The 15,049-nt window shown below is 34.4% G+C and carries 12 protein-coding genes; 6 read left to right on the forward strand and 6 right to left on the reverse strand.

Annotated features, from left to right (window positions below; genetic code table 11):
• Positions 1-34: 34 nt before the first annotated feature.
• Positions 35-2,095, reverse strand: a complete 2,061-nt coding sequence (locus ED556_RS08500) for a S9 family peptidase (RefSeq protein ID WP_296322163.1) — start codon at positions 2,093-2,095, stop codon at positions 35-37.
• A gap of 76 nt (positions 2,096-2,171) precedes the next feature.
• Here ED556_RS08500 and ED556_RS08505 point away from each other — a divergent pair, with 76 nt between their 5' ends.
• Positions 2,172-2,483, forward strand: a complete 312-nt coding sequence (locus ED556_RS08505; RefSeq protein ID WP_296322165.1) for a YbaB/EbfC family nucleoid-associated protein — start codon at positions 2,172-2,174, stop codon at positions 2,481-2,483.
• Positions 2,484-2,499: 16 nt separating this feature from the next.
• Here ED556_RS08505 and ED556_RS08510 read toward each other — a convergent pair whose 3' ends face one another.
• Both ED556_RS08510 and ED556_RS08515 read right to left on the reverse strand, forming a co-directional pair.
• Positions 2,500-3,513 (reverse strand): GntG family PLP-dependent aldolase, encoded by a 1,014-nt coding sequence (locus ED556_RS08510; protein ID WP_296322167.1) that lies wholly within the window; start codon positions 3,511-3,513, stop codon positions 2,500-2,502.
• Between the two features lie 43 nt (positions 3,514-3,556).
• Positions 3,557-5,959, reverse strand: coding sequence for a zinc-dependent metalloprotease (locus ED556_RS08515; RefSeq protein WP_296322169.1), 2,403 nt, complete (start codon positions 5,957-5,959; stop codon positions 3,557-3,559).
• Positions 5,960-6,063: 104 nt separating this feature from the next.
• Here ED556_RS08515 and prfB point away from each other — a divergent pair.
• From prfB to ED556_RS08535, 4 genes are all read left to right on the forward strand, one after another.
• Positions 6,064-7,162, forward strand: a protein-coding gene (gene prfB / locus ED556_RS08520; RefSeq protein ID WP_296322171.1) for a peptide chain release factor 2 whose coding sequence is annotated in 2 segments (ribosomal slippage) — positions 6,064-6,126 and positions 6,128-7,162 — 1,098 coding nt in all. Because the reading frame shifts where the segments join, the coding sequence is not laid out codon by codon here.
• Between the two features lie 83 nt (positions 7,163-7,245).
• Positions 7,246-7,806, forward strand: coding sequence for a hypothetical protein (locus ED556_RS08525; protein ID WP_296322173.1), 561 nt, complete (start codon positions 7,246-7,248; stop codon positions 7,804-7,806).
• 2 nt (positions 7,807-7,808) lie between these two features.
• On the forward strand, positions 7,809-8,150 hold the full coding sequence (gene arsC / locus ED556_RS08530) for an arsenate reductase (glutaredoxin) (RefSeq protein ID WP_296322175.1): 342 nt from the start codon (positions 7,809-7,811) through the stop codon (positions 8,148-8,150).
• Entirely contained in the window at positions 8,147-8,614 is a 468-nt protein-coding gene (locus tag ED556_RS08535; RefSeq protein ID WP_296322178.1) for a hypothetical protein, read from the forward strand. The genes arsC and ED556_RS08535 overlap by 4 nt, the downstream gene beginning before the upstream one ends.
• A gap of 75 nt (positions 8,615-8,689) precedes the next feature.
• On the opposite strand, the gene ED556_RS08540 is transcribed toward ED556_RS08535, so the two are convergent.
• Both ED556_RS08540 and aceB read right to left on the reverse strand, forming a co-directional pair.
• Positions 8,690-10,315, reverse strand: coding sequence for an isocitrate lyase (locus tag ED556_RS08540; protein WP_296322181.1), 1,626 nt, complete (start codon positions 10,313-10,315; stop codon positions 8,690-8,692).
• Between the two features lie 79 nt (positions 10,316-10,394).
• A complete protein-coding gene (gene aceB / locus ED556_RS08545) occupies positions 10,395-11,993 on the reverse strand; it encodes a malate synthase A (RefSeq protein ID WP_296322183.1) in 1,599 nt (532 codons plus the stop codon).
• 120 nt (positions 11,994-12,113) lie between these two features.
• Here aceB and ED556_RS08550 point away from each other — a divergent pair, with 120 nt between their 5' ends.
• Entirely contained in the window at positions 12,114-13,589 is a 1,476-nt protein-coding gene (locus ED556_RS08550) for a helix-turn-helix domain-containing protein (RefSeq protein ID WP_296322187.1), read from the forward strand.
• A 12-nt stretch (positions 13,590-13,601) separates the two neighbouring features.
• Here ED556_RS08550 and ED556_RS08555 read toward each other — a convergent pair whose 3' ends face one another.
• Complete coding sequence (locus ED556_RS08555) at positions 13,602-14,966, reverse strand: serine hydrolase (protein WP_296322192.1); 1,365 nt, start codon at positions 14,964-14,966, stop codon at positions 13,602-13,604.
• Between the last annotated feature and the right edge of the window lie 83 nt (positions 14,967-15,049).

Genomic DNA, 15,049 nt, shown 5'->3' on the forward strand with positions numbered 1-15,049 from the left:
CTAAAACCGGGCAAAACTACAATATTTTTTTGACTTAGTTATTAATACCTTCTAAATCTAGTAAGAATGCAAATTCCTCGGCATCTTCTTTTAAGGAATCAAATCGGCCTGAAGCACCGCCATGTCCTGCATCCATGTTAGTTCTTAAAAACAATTTGTTTGAATCTACTTTAAATTCTCGAAGTTTAGCAACCCATTTTGCCGGTTCCCAATATTGTACTTGAGAATCATGTAAACCTGCAGTTACGAACATATGCGGATACGTCTTAGGCTCGACATTATCGTATGGTGAATACGATTTCATATACTCATAATATACCTTATCATTTGGATTTCCCCATTCGTCATATTCTCCTGTTGTAAGTGGAATACTGTCATCTAACATGGTAGTCATAACATCAACAAATGGTACTGCTGCAATAATTCCATTATAGAGTTCAGGTTTAATATTTATTACTGCTCCCATCAATAAACCACCAGCACTTCCACCCATAGCATAAAGATGCTTTGGTGACGTATATGAGTCATCGATTAAATATTGAGAACATGCTATAAAATCAGTAAAGGTATTCTTCTTTTCAAGTAATTTTCCATCTTCATACCAGCCTCTTCCTAAATACTCTCCACCACGTATATGACTAATAACGTAAATAAAACCTCTATTTAAAAGGCTTAATCTAATTGTTGAAAAATAAGGATCAACGGTTGAACCATAAGAACCATAGGCGTATTGCAAAACAGGATTCTTACCATTTTTAATCATTCCTTTTTTATAAATTACAGACATAGGAATTTTTGTACCATCATCGGCAGTAGCCCATAAACGTTCTTCGCTGTAGTTTTCCTTGTTAAATGAACTATCTAACACCTCTTGTTCTTTCAAAATGATCTTAGATTTTGTATTCATATTAAACTCAATAATTGAAGCTGGTGTTGTCATTGAGTTATAACCATATCGGAGCAACTCCGTATCAAACTCAATATTTGTCGTTGTATAAGCTGTATACGTTTCAGAATTGAAAGGCAAATAATAATCGTCAGTATTATCCCAGCGTTTAATCCTAATTAAATTAAGGCCATTTGTGCGTTCACTCAACACTATGAAATCCTTGAAAATATCTACATTCTCAACCAGTGTATCTTTTCGGTGTGGTATTAAGTCTTCCCAATAATCAATACGCGTTTTGTTTTCGTGAGTTCTCATCAATTTAAAGTTGGTAGACTCATCTTTATTGGTTAACACATAAAAATGATCTTCATAATGAGAGATACTATATTCTAAACCTCTTTGACGCTTACTGAATAATTTGAATTCCTCATTAGGCTTATCTGCATTAAGCACATGATACTCGTTAGTCATCGTACTATAGCACGCTATGATAATATACTTACGAGATTTTGACTTATATACTGTTGTCCCAAAAGTATCATCAACCTCTTCATATACAAGGTCATCAGAATCTACTCCTAATCGATGCCTATATATTTGAAATGCCCTAAGCGTTTGCTCATCCTTTTTAGTATAGAATAGTGTTTCGTTATCATTTGCCCAGCTCGATGATCCCGTTGTTTGTTTTATCTTATCATCCCATAGTTCTTCAGTCTGAAGATTCTTAATATGTATAGTATAATTACGTCTTCCAGTAATATCAATTCCATATGATACTTTAGTATTGTCTGGACTTATAGAAATTCCTACAAGCTTAAAATAACTATGGCCTTCAGCCATTTTATTACAATCAAAAAGCAATTCTTCTTCAGCTTCTAAACTATCTTTTTTACGTGTATAGATGGGATAGTTTTTCCCTTTTTCAAACTTAGTGATGTACCAATAGCCATTATATTTATAAGGTACAGACTCATCGTCTTCTTTAATTCTGGCTTTCATTTCTTCAAACAAATCCTTCTGAAATTCTTTAGTATGTGCCATCATGGCATCACAATAAGAGTTTTCATCTTTTAGATAACTTATTACGTCTTCATCTTCACGGTTATTCATCCAGAAATAATCATCAATACGGATATCACCATGCTTTTCTAATTCTTTTGGAATCTTCTTGGCCACTGGCGGTTTCACATCTGAAGTCTTTAGCATTCTTTTGTTGAATTATAATTTAAAAAGTGGCACAATTTACTAATTTTGTCACGTATAAAATTTAAATGTACTAGATATGTTTGGAGATATGATGGGTATGATGAATAAACTAAAAGAAGCCCAAAAAAAAGTTGAGGAAACCAAAGAACGTTTGCATTCAGTTTTACTTGATGAAGCCAGTACCGATGGTAAACTTAAAGTGACAATTACCGCAAATAGAACTCTTAAATCTATTGATGTTGATGAGGAATTACTAACAGACAAAGAAATGTTGGAAGATTACCTTATTCTTACACTTAACAAAGCTATAGAACGTGCCACAGCAGTTAATGAAGCAGAAATAGCTGCGGTTGCAAAAGAAGGTATGCCTAATATTCCTGGGTTGTAATTAGCAATACTTACAATTAAGTAAGCGTTTCTAATAATTTATAATGCATCTCGTTTGTATAATCGAGATGGGTCACTATACGCAGTTTATTGCTGCCCATGCCTATAATTTTAATACCTTTTTCTGATAAATCATCTAAAAACTGAGTCTCATCAATATGCGACTTTAATTCAAAAATAATAATATTGGTTTCAATGGGTTCTACTTTTTCTATAGCCTCATTTTTAACTAAAACCTCACCTATTTCTTTAGCTTTTTTGTGATCTTCAGCCAATCGTTCTATATGATTATCCAATGCAAATAAACCTGCAGCGGCTGCAAAACCAACTTGACGCATACCACCACCTAAAATTTTGCGTACTCGGATGGCATTCTGCATTAATTCTTTTTTACCTATTAACACCGAACCCATTGGGCAACCTAAACCTTTGCTTAAACATACAGAAATGGTATCGAACAATTCGCCATAGTGTTTAGGTGTTTGATCTGAAGCAACCAAAGCATTCCACAAACGTGCGCCGTCTAAGTGATACCCTAAACCATTATCATTTGCTAATTGTCTTAGTTTTTTAAGTTCTTCAAAATCCCAACATGCGCCACCACCTTTATTAGTTGTATTTTCAACAGCTATTAATGAGGTTAACGGACTATGATAAAAATCTGGTGGATTAATAGAAGCTTTTGCCTGTTCTGTAGTAAACATTCCGCGATGACCATCAATTAATTTGCATGAAATACCACTATTAAACGATGCGCCTCCACCTTCATAATTATAAATGTGCGCATATTTATCACAGATAACTTGTTCACCTGGATTGGTATGTAGTTTTAATGCTGCTTGATTTGCCATACTGCCGGTTGGGAAGAATAATGCTTCATCCATACCAAACATATCAGCCAGTCGTTCTTCTAGTCTATTTACACTTGGGTCTTCTTTATATACATCATCACCAACATCAGCAGTTAGCATAGCATCTAACATGCCTTTGGTTGGTTTTGTAACGGTATCGCTTCGTAAATCTATAATCATATTTATTTCCGACAGAAGTGGGAATTTTTTAAGTTAAACAGTATTAGTTTGTTGAGTTGTAACTACACAGATCACTACCAATTGGCGATCCATCAGGAATCTTAGGTGATGCTTCAAGCTTGAATTTATCTGGGTGTTCGTAAAATTCTTTTATTAGTATTATGTATTGTAATCCTACATCATCTAAATCGTCCATCTTGGCAATTTTCTTAATTGCTTTATTTGCCATTGCTTTTACTTGAAAATAACTTCTATTATTTGCAGCTAGGTTCATGAGGTATTTTAGTACATTAACATTAACTTGATGTTGAATCTCATTGAAATAACTATCACGCTCAGAATTCTCAATTGTATTCTCCAAAACACTATCTAATAAATCTTCTAATCCTAATTGTTTATCATCTAAACTTTTTTGCAATACTAATCGGTTAGCGCGCTCAGGATGTAATAGTAATCTCAATGTCATGTCGCTTGCAGTATTTGCTGCACTTAAAGGATCGAAAGCCACTCCTGTTTTTCCTTTGAAAGACTCACGAGTTCTATTATAGCTAAATGCTCTCGGAGGAAACAAAGACAACTTATCTTTTGGAATAGCTAAATATTCAGCATCAAGAGTTTTCAAAATAGCGTCTAAAGCTGCTTTTTGTTCAGAAGCAGATACTGGATTGACTATAGCTTGTTCATCACCTTTTACGGCATAATTATAATCCAAACCGCCAACAACTTTTACAGCAGCTTCTGTTTGATAACGATGTAAAAAGTATAACGGCACAAATACATCTTCTAAAACCGAATATGGTTCGTAGCTTTTGATATTGTCTTTTGAGAAATTGGCAATAGCTTGTTCTCTTACTTTCAAAATATGATCTAACTCGCTGGCTGCGCTTTTACCATTATCCCACAAATGTGCTAAAGCATGAGCACCACCTGTCGGTCGAGCGTCAGCGTCTGTGATAAAGCGTAAGCCATCATCTTGAGCGTTCTTTAAGATGTTATTTAAAGCCTCTGTTTCGCGAGTACTATTGTCAAATTCTGAATAACTGTAAGCAACAGTTACTTTGTCCCATTCACCAATTCCCACATCATATGCATCACTCAAATCTACTTGACCATTTTTAAGAGATAATTTAGGATGTGGATAATCCATAACTGAAGCTCTATTATTTGTGCTGGCAGCAAAATTATGAGCAAAACCAATAGTATGTCCAACTTCATGAGCACTCAATTGTCTAATTCGTGCTAATGCCATTTCAAGCATAGGTTGGTAATTATCATCGCGTTCAGCAAAAGGTTTATTCATTAAGGCTTGAGCAATCATAAAATCTTGACGAATACGTAAACTACCTAAACTCACATGACCTTTTATAATTTCTCCAGTTCTTGGATCTACAACACTTGCACCATAACTCCAACCACGCGTACTGCGATGCACCCATTGTATTACATTGTATCTGCAATCCATTGGATCAGCATTTTCAGGGAGCATTTTTACTTGAAAGGCATTTTTAAAACCAATAGCTTCATAGGCTTCATTCCACCATCTTGCACCATCTAATAATGCAGAACGTACTGGCTCTGGCGTTCCAGAATCTAAATAATAGATAATAGGTTCTTTAGCTTCACTGATTACTGCATCCGGATTTTTCTTTTCTAAACGATGTCGAATTACAAAACGCTTTCTCATATTCTCCTGAATTGGTGCCGCATAGTCCAAATAGCTCATCGAAATTGCACCACTACGTGTGTCAAATGCTCTTGGTTTGTAATTATCATCTGGTAATTCTATAAACGAATGATGCTGTATTACAGTAACTAAAGACGCTGTTGGTGTCACCGTTCGTAAATTTCTTCCTGTAGGCTGCCCTTTAAATGTCAATAACGCTTCGAATTCTACATTTTTAGGAAATGCTTTTGTTCTATCTAATGCTAATGCACTTTTAGATACATCTAACTTATAACTACCTTCTTTTTGACCTTTTAATCTATTGGCTACACCATGAGTGTCTTGCATTAAAAAAGGTGTAAAATCAATAACGTAATACTTATCTTTTTTCTCAAGAATTTTAAACCCAAATAGCACCGATTTAGCAAAAGCCTGCTCAATACTTTTGCGCTCTAATTCATTATCTGTATTTGCTCTGTATCGTAAATTAGGTTGAACAAGTAAAAGTTTATTCCCAGCCTTTTTAAAATAGACCACACGTTCATTCCCAAGCTGCCCTCTATCTAAACCAATATCATTACTGCCAATTCCGGAAGCTAAAGAATTGATGTACAAAAACTCGTCATTTAATTTTTCAACTTTTAAATAGATCTTATCCTTGGACTCTTCATAGTAAAAGTCAAAATAACCGTTGTAATGCTTTAGGTCTTTTTTATTTAGAATTTGAGCTTGAATATTGAACCCAAAAAAGAGTAAAATGGCGAGGTTGAATAGATACTTCATAGTTGTTTTTTTGTAGCGACATAAAACTACGGAATTTCTAAAAATTCTGATTAAAAATAAGAACACTTTAACCCATACTATTATATTTGCATAAATTCTATTTGATGATTACTTCAGACCAAATAAAAAATCTTAATTCCCGCCTAGATACACTTAGGCAGTATCTTTGACTTAGATGCTAAACTCATCGAAATAGCGAACGAAGAAGAGCAAACGTTTGACCCCAATTTTTGGAATGACTCAAAAAAAGCCGAAGCCGTTATGAAATCACTTCGGGAAAAGAAAAGTTGGGTTAATGATTTTGAAGCTGCTAATACACTTTATGAAGACCTTGAGGTGATCTACGAGTTTTTCAGGGAAGATGAAGCTACCATGGAAAATGTTGAAACTCGTTTTGAGAAAGCAGAAATTGCCATCGAAAAACTGGAGTTTAAAAATATGCTTTCTGATGAAGGTGATAGCTTAAGCGCTGTATTGCAAATTACTGCCGGTGCTGGTGGTACCGAAAGTTGCGATTGGGCAAGTATGTTAATGCGAATGTATTTAATGTATGCTGAAAAAAATAACTTTAAAGTAAAGGAACTTAATCTGCAAGATGGAGATGTTGCAGGTATAAAGACAGTGACATTAGAAATTGAAGGTCCTTATGCATTTGGATGGCTCAAAGGCGAAAATGGCGTTCATCGATTAGTTCGTATTTCACCTTTTGATAGTAATGCAAAGCGTCATACCAGTTTTGCATCGGTTTATGTATATCCTTTGGTTGACGATTCTATAGAAATTGAAATTAATCCGGCGGATATTGAAATTACAACGGCTCGTTCTAGTGGTGCTGGAGGACAAAATGTAAATAAAGTAGAGACCAAAGTACAGTTGTTACATAAGCCAACCGGAATTCAAATTCAATGTTCTGAAACACGCTCACAGCATGATAATCGGGCAAGAGCGTTGCAAATGTTGAAGTCACAATTGTACGAAATTGAACTTCAAAAACAAATGGCACAACGCGAAGATATTGAAGCTGGAAAACTAAAAATTGAATGGGGAAGCCAAATCCGTAATTATGTAATGCATCCCTATAAACTGGTTAAAGATGTACGCACATCTTACGAAACAGGAAATGTTGATGCTGTTATGGATGGCGACTTAGAACCGTTTTTAAAGGAGTATTTAATGATGATGGGGCAACAGGCTAGTAACTAGTGAATCAATATTAAATGCTAGTTAACTTGGAGTAAAAGTTGGTATAATAATTGATAAAACATCCGGAAACTAATCACTAAAAAATGAAAAAATATCTATTAGCTATTTGTCTTATCGTTTTTTTAAGTAAAACAAAAGCCCAAGAGGCTAGTGTAGAAACGTCTGTTTATGGTTTACAAATTGGTATATTAGGGTTTTGGGCACATAATGAAGCACGTTTATCAAATGCTATTGCGTTACGGTCAGAATTGGGAGTAGAACTTGGTTATAATGACAGCGTTTTAGCAAGTCAGTCTGGTTTTTATGGAGGAATTTCAATAATTGTTGAACCAAGATGGTATTATAATCTAAATCGCAGAATTTCAAAAAATAAACGTATTGATGGGAATACTGGGAATTTTATTTCTCTACGTGTTAATTATCATCCAGACGTACTATTATTTTCTGAAATTGATAATCTTGATCTTATAAGTGATATTTCTATAATACCAAGTTATGGCTTAAGGCGTAGTCTTGGTCAACACTTTAATTATGAATTTGCATTCGGAATAGGTTATATAGAATATTTAGAAGAGTACAATTCTATTTTTGAAGAATCTGACGTTGGTGTAAATTTGCATTTAAGAATTGGATATAGATTTTAAATATGATACAAATATTACATAACCCAAGATGCCGAAAATCTAGAGAAGGTTTAGCTGTTTTAGAAGCCTCAAAACAACCTTTTGAGATTATAAAATATCTTGATGATAAGCTAAATAAGCAACAACTTACAGAAATAATTAATAAATTGGGCATTGCTCCTATTGCCTTAGTACGTAAAAATGAATCCATTTGGAAAAATGACTTCAAGGGTAAGAACTTAAATGATGACGCAATAATTGAAGCAATGGTTATAAATCCAAAGCTTATTGAGCGTCCAATTATAATACATAACGATAAAGCAGTTATTGGTAGACCTGCCGAAGCAATACAAAACATATTATGAAAAGAATATTACTATTATTAGGCCTAATCTTTACAACAGCAACAGTGTCAGCTCAGTTTGTTGGTCAAAGACAAAATCAATTTAATCGTCAGCGTCAACCTCCACAACCACCAACAGAAAATGAAAAAGAACGTGCTGCAAAAAAGGTAGCAGAACGTAAAAAAGAACTTGTTACAAATTTTCTTTCGACATTAGAGATTGATGAGTTTGTTAAAGAAATTGCCACTCAAACATTCGATGATTATTTTAATAAAATCGAAGCTTTTATGAAAATCCCTTATGACAATGCTGTCGAACGTAAGGATGCTTTTGACGTATTTAGACACGAGCATTTTAAAGAGTTAAAATCGTTACTTTCAGAAGGAGATAGTAAAAAACTAGATGATTTTTTAGAAGGAAAATTTGAAGAAAAAGAAGTGAAGAAAAAACGACGTAAAAACCGAAAGAAAAAAAATGACAATTAATAAAAAAGCACAATCATTGGATTGTGCTTTTTTTCAAACAAAAACTAACTAACAATTAAATAAATAGAATAAGCCCTATGCTACTGCTGTCATCTTAGGGGTTCCTATTTGTTCTTTTTCTTCAAACTGATTTGAAGTATTTTTTGCTCCACCAGCCTTTATAGCATTATCTCCAGAGAAAAATGATTTATGATCATCTCCTAAATCAGAGCCTGCCATTCGTTGATGTTTTACACAAGCTACACCTTTTCGTATTTCTTGTCGTTGTACATCTCTGACATAGGCAAGCATACCATCTTTACCAAAATAACCTTCAGCTAAATCATTCATATGTAAAGCTGTAGTATGATACGTAGGTAATGTAATCAAGTGGTGAAAAATACCAGCTTCTTTTGCACCGTCTAACTGAAAAGTCTTAATCTTTTCATCTGCACGATGGCATAATTCTGAACCATCGTATTCTGCATCCATAAGGTTATTTCTATCGTATTCAGTCATGTTTTCACCTTCAGCGAGCATTTCTTCATAAGCTTGATTACGAAAGTTAAGTGTCCAATTAAATGATGGGGAATTATTATAAACAAGTTTTGCATCTGGCACTACTGCTTTAACTCTATTTACCATGTGCGCTATCTGCTCAAGATTAGGTGTTGGTGTTTCAATCCATAATAAGTCGGCTCCATTTTTCAAGCTTGTGATGCAATCAAGCACTACTCTATCGATATTTGATCCTTCTTTAAACCTATACAATCCATTTGCTAAACGCTTTGGTCTCATGAGCCTGCCATCTCGTTTAATCAAAACATCATCTTCACGAGCATCTATTAATGCGATTTCTTCTGCGTCAACAAAAGCTAAATATTGTGAAGCCAAATCACCAGGAGTTTGACTTACCGGAAGTTTTTGCGTTAAACCAGCACCTTCAGAATCTGTTCTAGCTACAATAACACCATCATCTACACCTAACTCTAAAAATGCATAGCGCACTGCGTTGAGCTTAGCAATAAAATCTTCGTGAGGCACTGTTACTTTACCATCTTGATGGCCACATTGTTTAGCATCAGAGACTTGATTTTCAATCTGTATGGCACATGCGCCTGCTTTTATCATTTTTTTAGCTAATAAATAGGTGGCCTCTTCATTACCAAAACCTGCATCAATATCAGCAATAATTGGGACTACATGCGTTTCAAAATTATCGATTTGTGCCTGAACATCTTCTCCATTTTCCATACGCCTGAATAAATCATTCAACGCTATGGCATCTGCCTGACGTAAGAAATCATAAATCTCTTCTATTAATGCTGGTACTGCAGTTTTTTCGTGCATAGATTGGTCTGGTAATGGCCCAAATTCTGAACGCAATGCTGCAACCATCCAACCTGAAAGATATAAATAACGCTTACTTGTTGTTTTGTGATGCTTTTTAACGGCAATCATTTTTTGTTGCGCAACAAAACCATGCCAGCAACCTAGAGATTGGGTGTAATTTGAGTTGTCTGCATCGTAGGCTGCCATGTCATTTCGCATAATAGCCGCAGTGTATTTTGCAATATCAAGTCCTGTTTTAAAACGATTTTGCAGGAGCATTCTAGCAGCATTTTTAGGCTGGATAGAATCCCAAGTGTCACCATATCTTTGTTTTAGCTGTTTTACCGTCTCTAAAACAGAACCGAAAGTGTTGAGTTGCAAATTTTTCATAATTTTGAAATGTATTAATGATTTTACTAGAGTTAATATGAATCCCGTGTAATGTTGCCGCATTAGCGGGATTATTCTTTTATAATTGTTTATATGCCGGAATGGTCAAAAATTCTTCAAATTCTTGCTGAGTTACTAACTGTTTAAAAAGCTTAATCGCTTCAGGAAATTTGGTGTGCTGTATTCTATCTTCTCCGACTTCAGTAATTATTTTTTCTACTTCATCATTAAATAGAGTTTCAAAAAGTGTTTGATTAAATTGTCTTCCGTCTACTAAAAAGGCTTCATTCTTCAACCATTGCCATACTTGAGTTCTTGAAATTTCTGCTGTAGCTGCATCTTCCATAAGATTATACAATGCAACGGCACCAAAACCTCTTAACCAAGCTTCCATATATAGAATTCCGACATTTATATTTTTTCTGATACCAACTTCTGTTATGGTACCTTCAGGTAGTTCTACTAAATCAATTTCAGATACGTCTACATCTTCTCTTTTCTTAAACATCTGATTTGGTGTTGGCATGTATTTATCAAATTCTTTCATGGCAACATCAACTAATGCAGGATGCGCTACCCATGTACCATCATGTCCATTTTTTGCTTCACGCTCTTTATCTAGTCGTACTTTTTCGATCGCTTTTTCATTTGCGATTGGGTCATTTTTAATAGGTATTTGAGCAGCCATGCCACCCATAGCATGAATTCCGCGCTTATGACAAACCTGTATTACTAGATTTGAGTATGCCGCCATAAAAGGTGTAGCCATCGTAACTTGATCACGATTTGGAACTATAAAATCTTTATGATTTCTAAATTTTTTGATATACGAAAAAATATAATCCCATCGCCCACAGTTAAGACCTACAATGTGGTTTTTAAGCTCATAAATAAACTCATTGAGTTGAAAACTTGCTGTTATCGTTTCTATGAGTAATGTTGCTTTAAACGTTCCATGAGGCACGCCTAGATAAGATTGTGCAAATTCAAAAACGCTATTCCACCATCTGGCTTCTAGATAATGCTCTAGTTTTGGTAAATAGAAATATGGTGCCGAGCCAAATTCTTGTAAGGCTACTGTATTATGAAATACATATAATCCAAAATCGAACAAACTTGCAGATAGTTCTTCACCATCAACTTGAATATGTCGTTCATTAAGATGTAAGCCTCTTGGCCTTACCAACAAGACTGCGGTTTCATCATTTAGCTTATAATGTTTTCCTCTTGATTTGTCTATTAATTCAATAGTTTTAAGATTAGCTTCTAGAAGGTTTTGCTGACCTTCTAAAGTATTTTTCCAGCTAGGCGCATTACTATCTTCAAAGTCGGCCATAAATGTTTTAGCACCTGAATTCAAAGCATTAATCACCATTTTACGGTCAACTGGTCCAGTGATTTCTACACGTCTATCCATTAAATCTTCGGGAATATCATCTACTTGCCACTCACCTTCTCTAATTGCTTTAGTCTCCGCAGGAAAAGACGGAAAGTTACCTGCATCATAATACGCTTGTTCTGCTTTACGGTGCTCAAGTAGCTCAAGACGCTTCGAATTAAATCTGTTATGTAATTCTTTGATAAAGACTAATGCTTCTTCAGTTAATAGGTTTGGGTAATAGTTTGTAACCGATTTTGAAAAGGTAATTTCTGTCGGTGTTGCGATCAAATAGTTCATGCTTTTAATTTTTTGATGAAACAATGTTACAATCTATTTTTGAAAAAAACAAGCGAACGTTCGCTATTTTTATTTTTTCGCTTTTTATAAAAGTTCGCGAATAATAGTATATTTGTCATTATGGAACAGGATTATATTAAATTAATATTTGGTCTTAAACTCAAGCAAGTCCGTACAGAACGTGGATTGTCTCTATTTGGACTTTCGAAACTTACTGGGCTTTCAAAATCTTATTTGAATGAAATAGAGAAAGGGAAAAAATACCCTAAACCAGATAAAATTTCTGCATTATCAGAACATTTAGATGTCCCTTATGATGATTTAGTATCTCTAAAACTCGATAAGAACCTTGCTCCTGTCGGTGAGATTTTACAATCTAAACTCCTTAAAGAAATTCCATTAGAGCTTTTAGGTATACAAGAAAGTACGTTAATAGATATTGTATCTAAAGCGCCGCAAAAAGTTTCGGCCTTTATCAGTACTATTATCGAAATTGCCAATAATTACAGCTTTAGTAGAGAAAATTTTTACCTAGCGTCTGTTCGTTCATTCCAGGAAGCCAACAATAATTACTTTGGTGAATTAGAAGATGCCGTGGTTAAATTTGCTAAAACGTATCATATTGACCTTAATAAAAAGATAGAATCGCAAGAACTTGAAGATATATTAGTTGAAGAATTTGGCTATACGATTAATAATGATGAGTTAGAATCGCACAGTGAGTTAGATAATCTACGTTCTATTTTTATACCTAAATCAAAAACCTTATTAATAACCAAAAGTATAGACGATGCACAGCGCGCTTTTATTTATGGGAAAGAGCTAGCCTATAATTATCTGGATATTACGGAGCGCTTATACACCTTTTCTTGGATTAAGTTTGAAAGCTTTGATGAAGTCCTAAATAATTTTTACGCCTCATATTTTGCTGGCGCATTAACCATACCCAGACAATCTTTGGTTGCAAACCTTAAAGCGCTTTTTGAAAAGAAACAGTTTAATACTCAAGATTTCCAATCTTTATTAAAAAATTACAATGCTTCTCCAGAATCTATTTTTCAACGTTTTACCAATATTTTACCAAAGGATTTTAATCTTAAAAACTTGTTCTTTCTTAGATTTTCGCATAAAAAAGGATCTGATATTTACACCTTAAACAAAGAGTTGCATTTGGCTAAACATCAGTCGCCACGAGCTCGAGAAACCAACGAAAACTATTGTCAACGTTGGGTATCCTTAAAAGTACTGAATGCCATAAGCAATTCTGACAAAGACTATGCTTTTGATATGCAAATCTCTGATTATCCTGCTGAGAATAAGCAATATTTAGTGATGGCTGCTGCAACACCTGATCCATTTAAAGCTAATCGATTTCGAAGTATTTCAGTAGGTATTGAGTTGAACACGCAATTAAAACGCAAAGTAAATTTCCTAGACCATAAAAACTTGAAGACAATTCCTGTTGGCGTTACTTGTGAGCGTTGCAGTATCATGGATTGCGATGTACGCCAAAAACAACCTTCTGTTTTAATGAAACGCCAGAAAGAAATAAAAACTGCAGAAGTCGTAGCCGACATTCAAAAGAAGTATAGCTAAACTAGATCATAATTATTCTACTTTTTTTGCAGGCATATGTTGACCATTTTGATGCAAGGTTAGGCTTTCTACAACACCAGACTCATTTTTATTAAACGTGATACTGGCTTCTACTATTTTTAAGAAAAACTCATTTTCAGCTGAAGGATAAACTTCAAACTCTTGCTGTCCTGTAGCTCGTGCAAATAGTTGTTTTTTATCATGTCTAATAGCTATATGAAAGTTAGGAGTTAATTCATATTTACCTACATAAGTGCCTAATACATCTTCTGAAACATCAACAATTTCAGGGAACTCTCGCTTTACAGGCAACTTCAATTCAACTTCCTGTCCTAATTGTTTTACACCAACTAAATCAACAATTTCAGCAGAGTTAGTAAATACAATAACCGCTTTATCTGTTCCTTTTACAAAACCACCAAAAGCCTTATATCCACCTGTACCACCATTATGCCATATAATGGTGCCGTCTGAGTTGTAATGCCATCCTAAGCCAATATTGAGATTAGTATTAGAATCTATATAGGCTACTTCATGAGATAAGGCCATCGCCTTATACAAATCAGTATCGCTTTCAGTAACATTAGCCTTAAAAAACTTAATCATATCACTGGTAGTCGATTTTATGGCTCCAGCACCTGCAAGAACATTTAAATCCCAATTTTTGGTAATTTTTAACTCAACATTATACCCATATGCTAGGTTACTTTTCATATTATCATTGATTACAATTCCAGTGCTTTTCATATCCAGAGGATCAGTAATACGCGCTTTAATAAGATCAGCATATGGTGTTCCTGTACTCAATTCTAGTATGTGCCCAAGCAATCCCATAGCTAAATTAGAATATTCGTATTGTGCTCCAACATCTCTTGTAAGTGTGTAACTATCCAAAAACTCGTATAATTCCTTTACAGTATAATCTGCAAAAGGGTTTTCTGGGTCTTTAGGATTAAAGTTGGAAGGCATTCTAGGCAATCCTGAAGTATGCGTTGCCAAATCTTTTAATGTTATTTCCCTATTTGCACCTTTGATAGCCTTAAATTCTTTAGGTAAATATTTAGATATCGGGTCATCTAAACTCATGTTGCCTTTTAAAACTTCATCTGCAAGAACAATACAGGTAAACACTTTTGAGATAGAACCTATTTCGTATACCGAATTTTCATTTACCGCATCGCCATTTTCAAGTTTAGTATTACCGTAATTAAAACTCTCAGTAGCATCACCTTCCATATATGTCATCGCTATAGATGGCACATGACCTTCATCAACCATAGCTTTTATATAGACTTTTACATCGTCTTTTATTTCGGCATTTTGACTTAATGAAAACTGAAATGCAATTACAAATAAGAATAGATAAAAATTTTTCATAATGAATAGAGTTATGTATGTATGACTAGAAATAAGTGAATTAGTTACACACAAATCAATAGGTATAAGATAAGGAATTAAAA

It is taken from the genome of Winogradskyella sp. (genome assembly GCF_003712105.1).
Lineage (GTDB): Bacteria > Bacteroidota > Bacteroidia > Flavobacteriales > Flavobacteriaceae > Winogradskyella.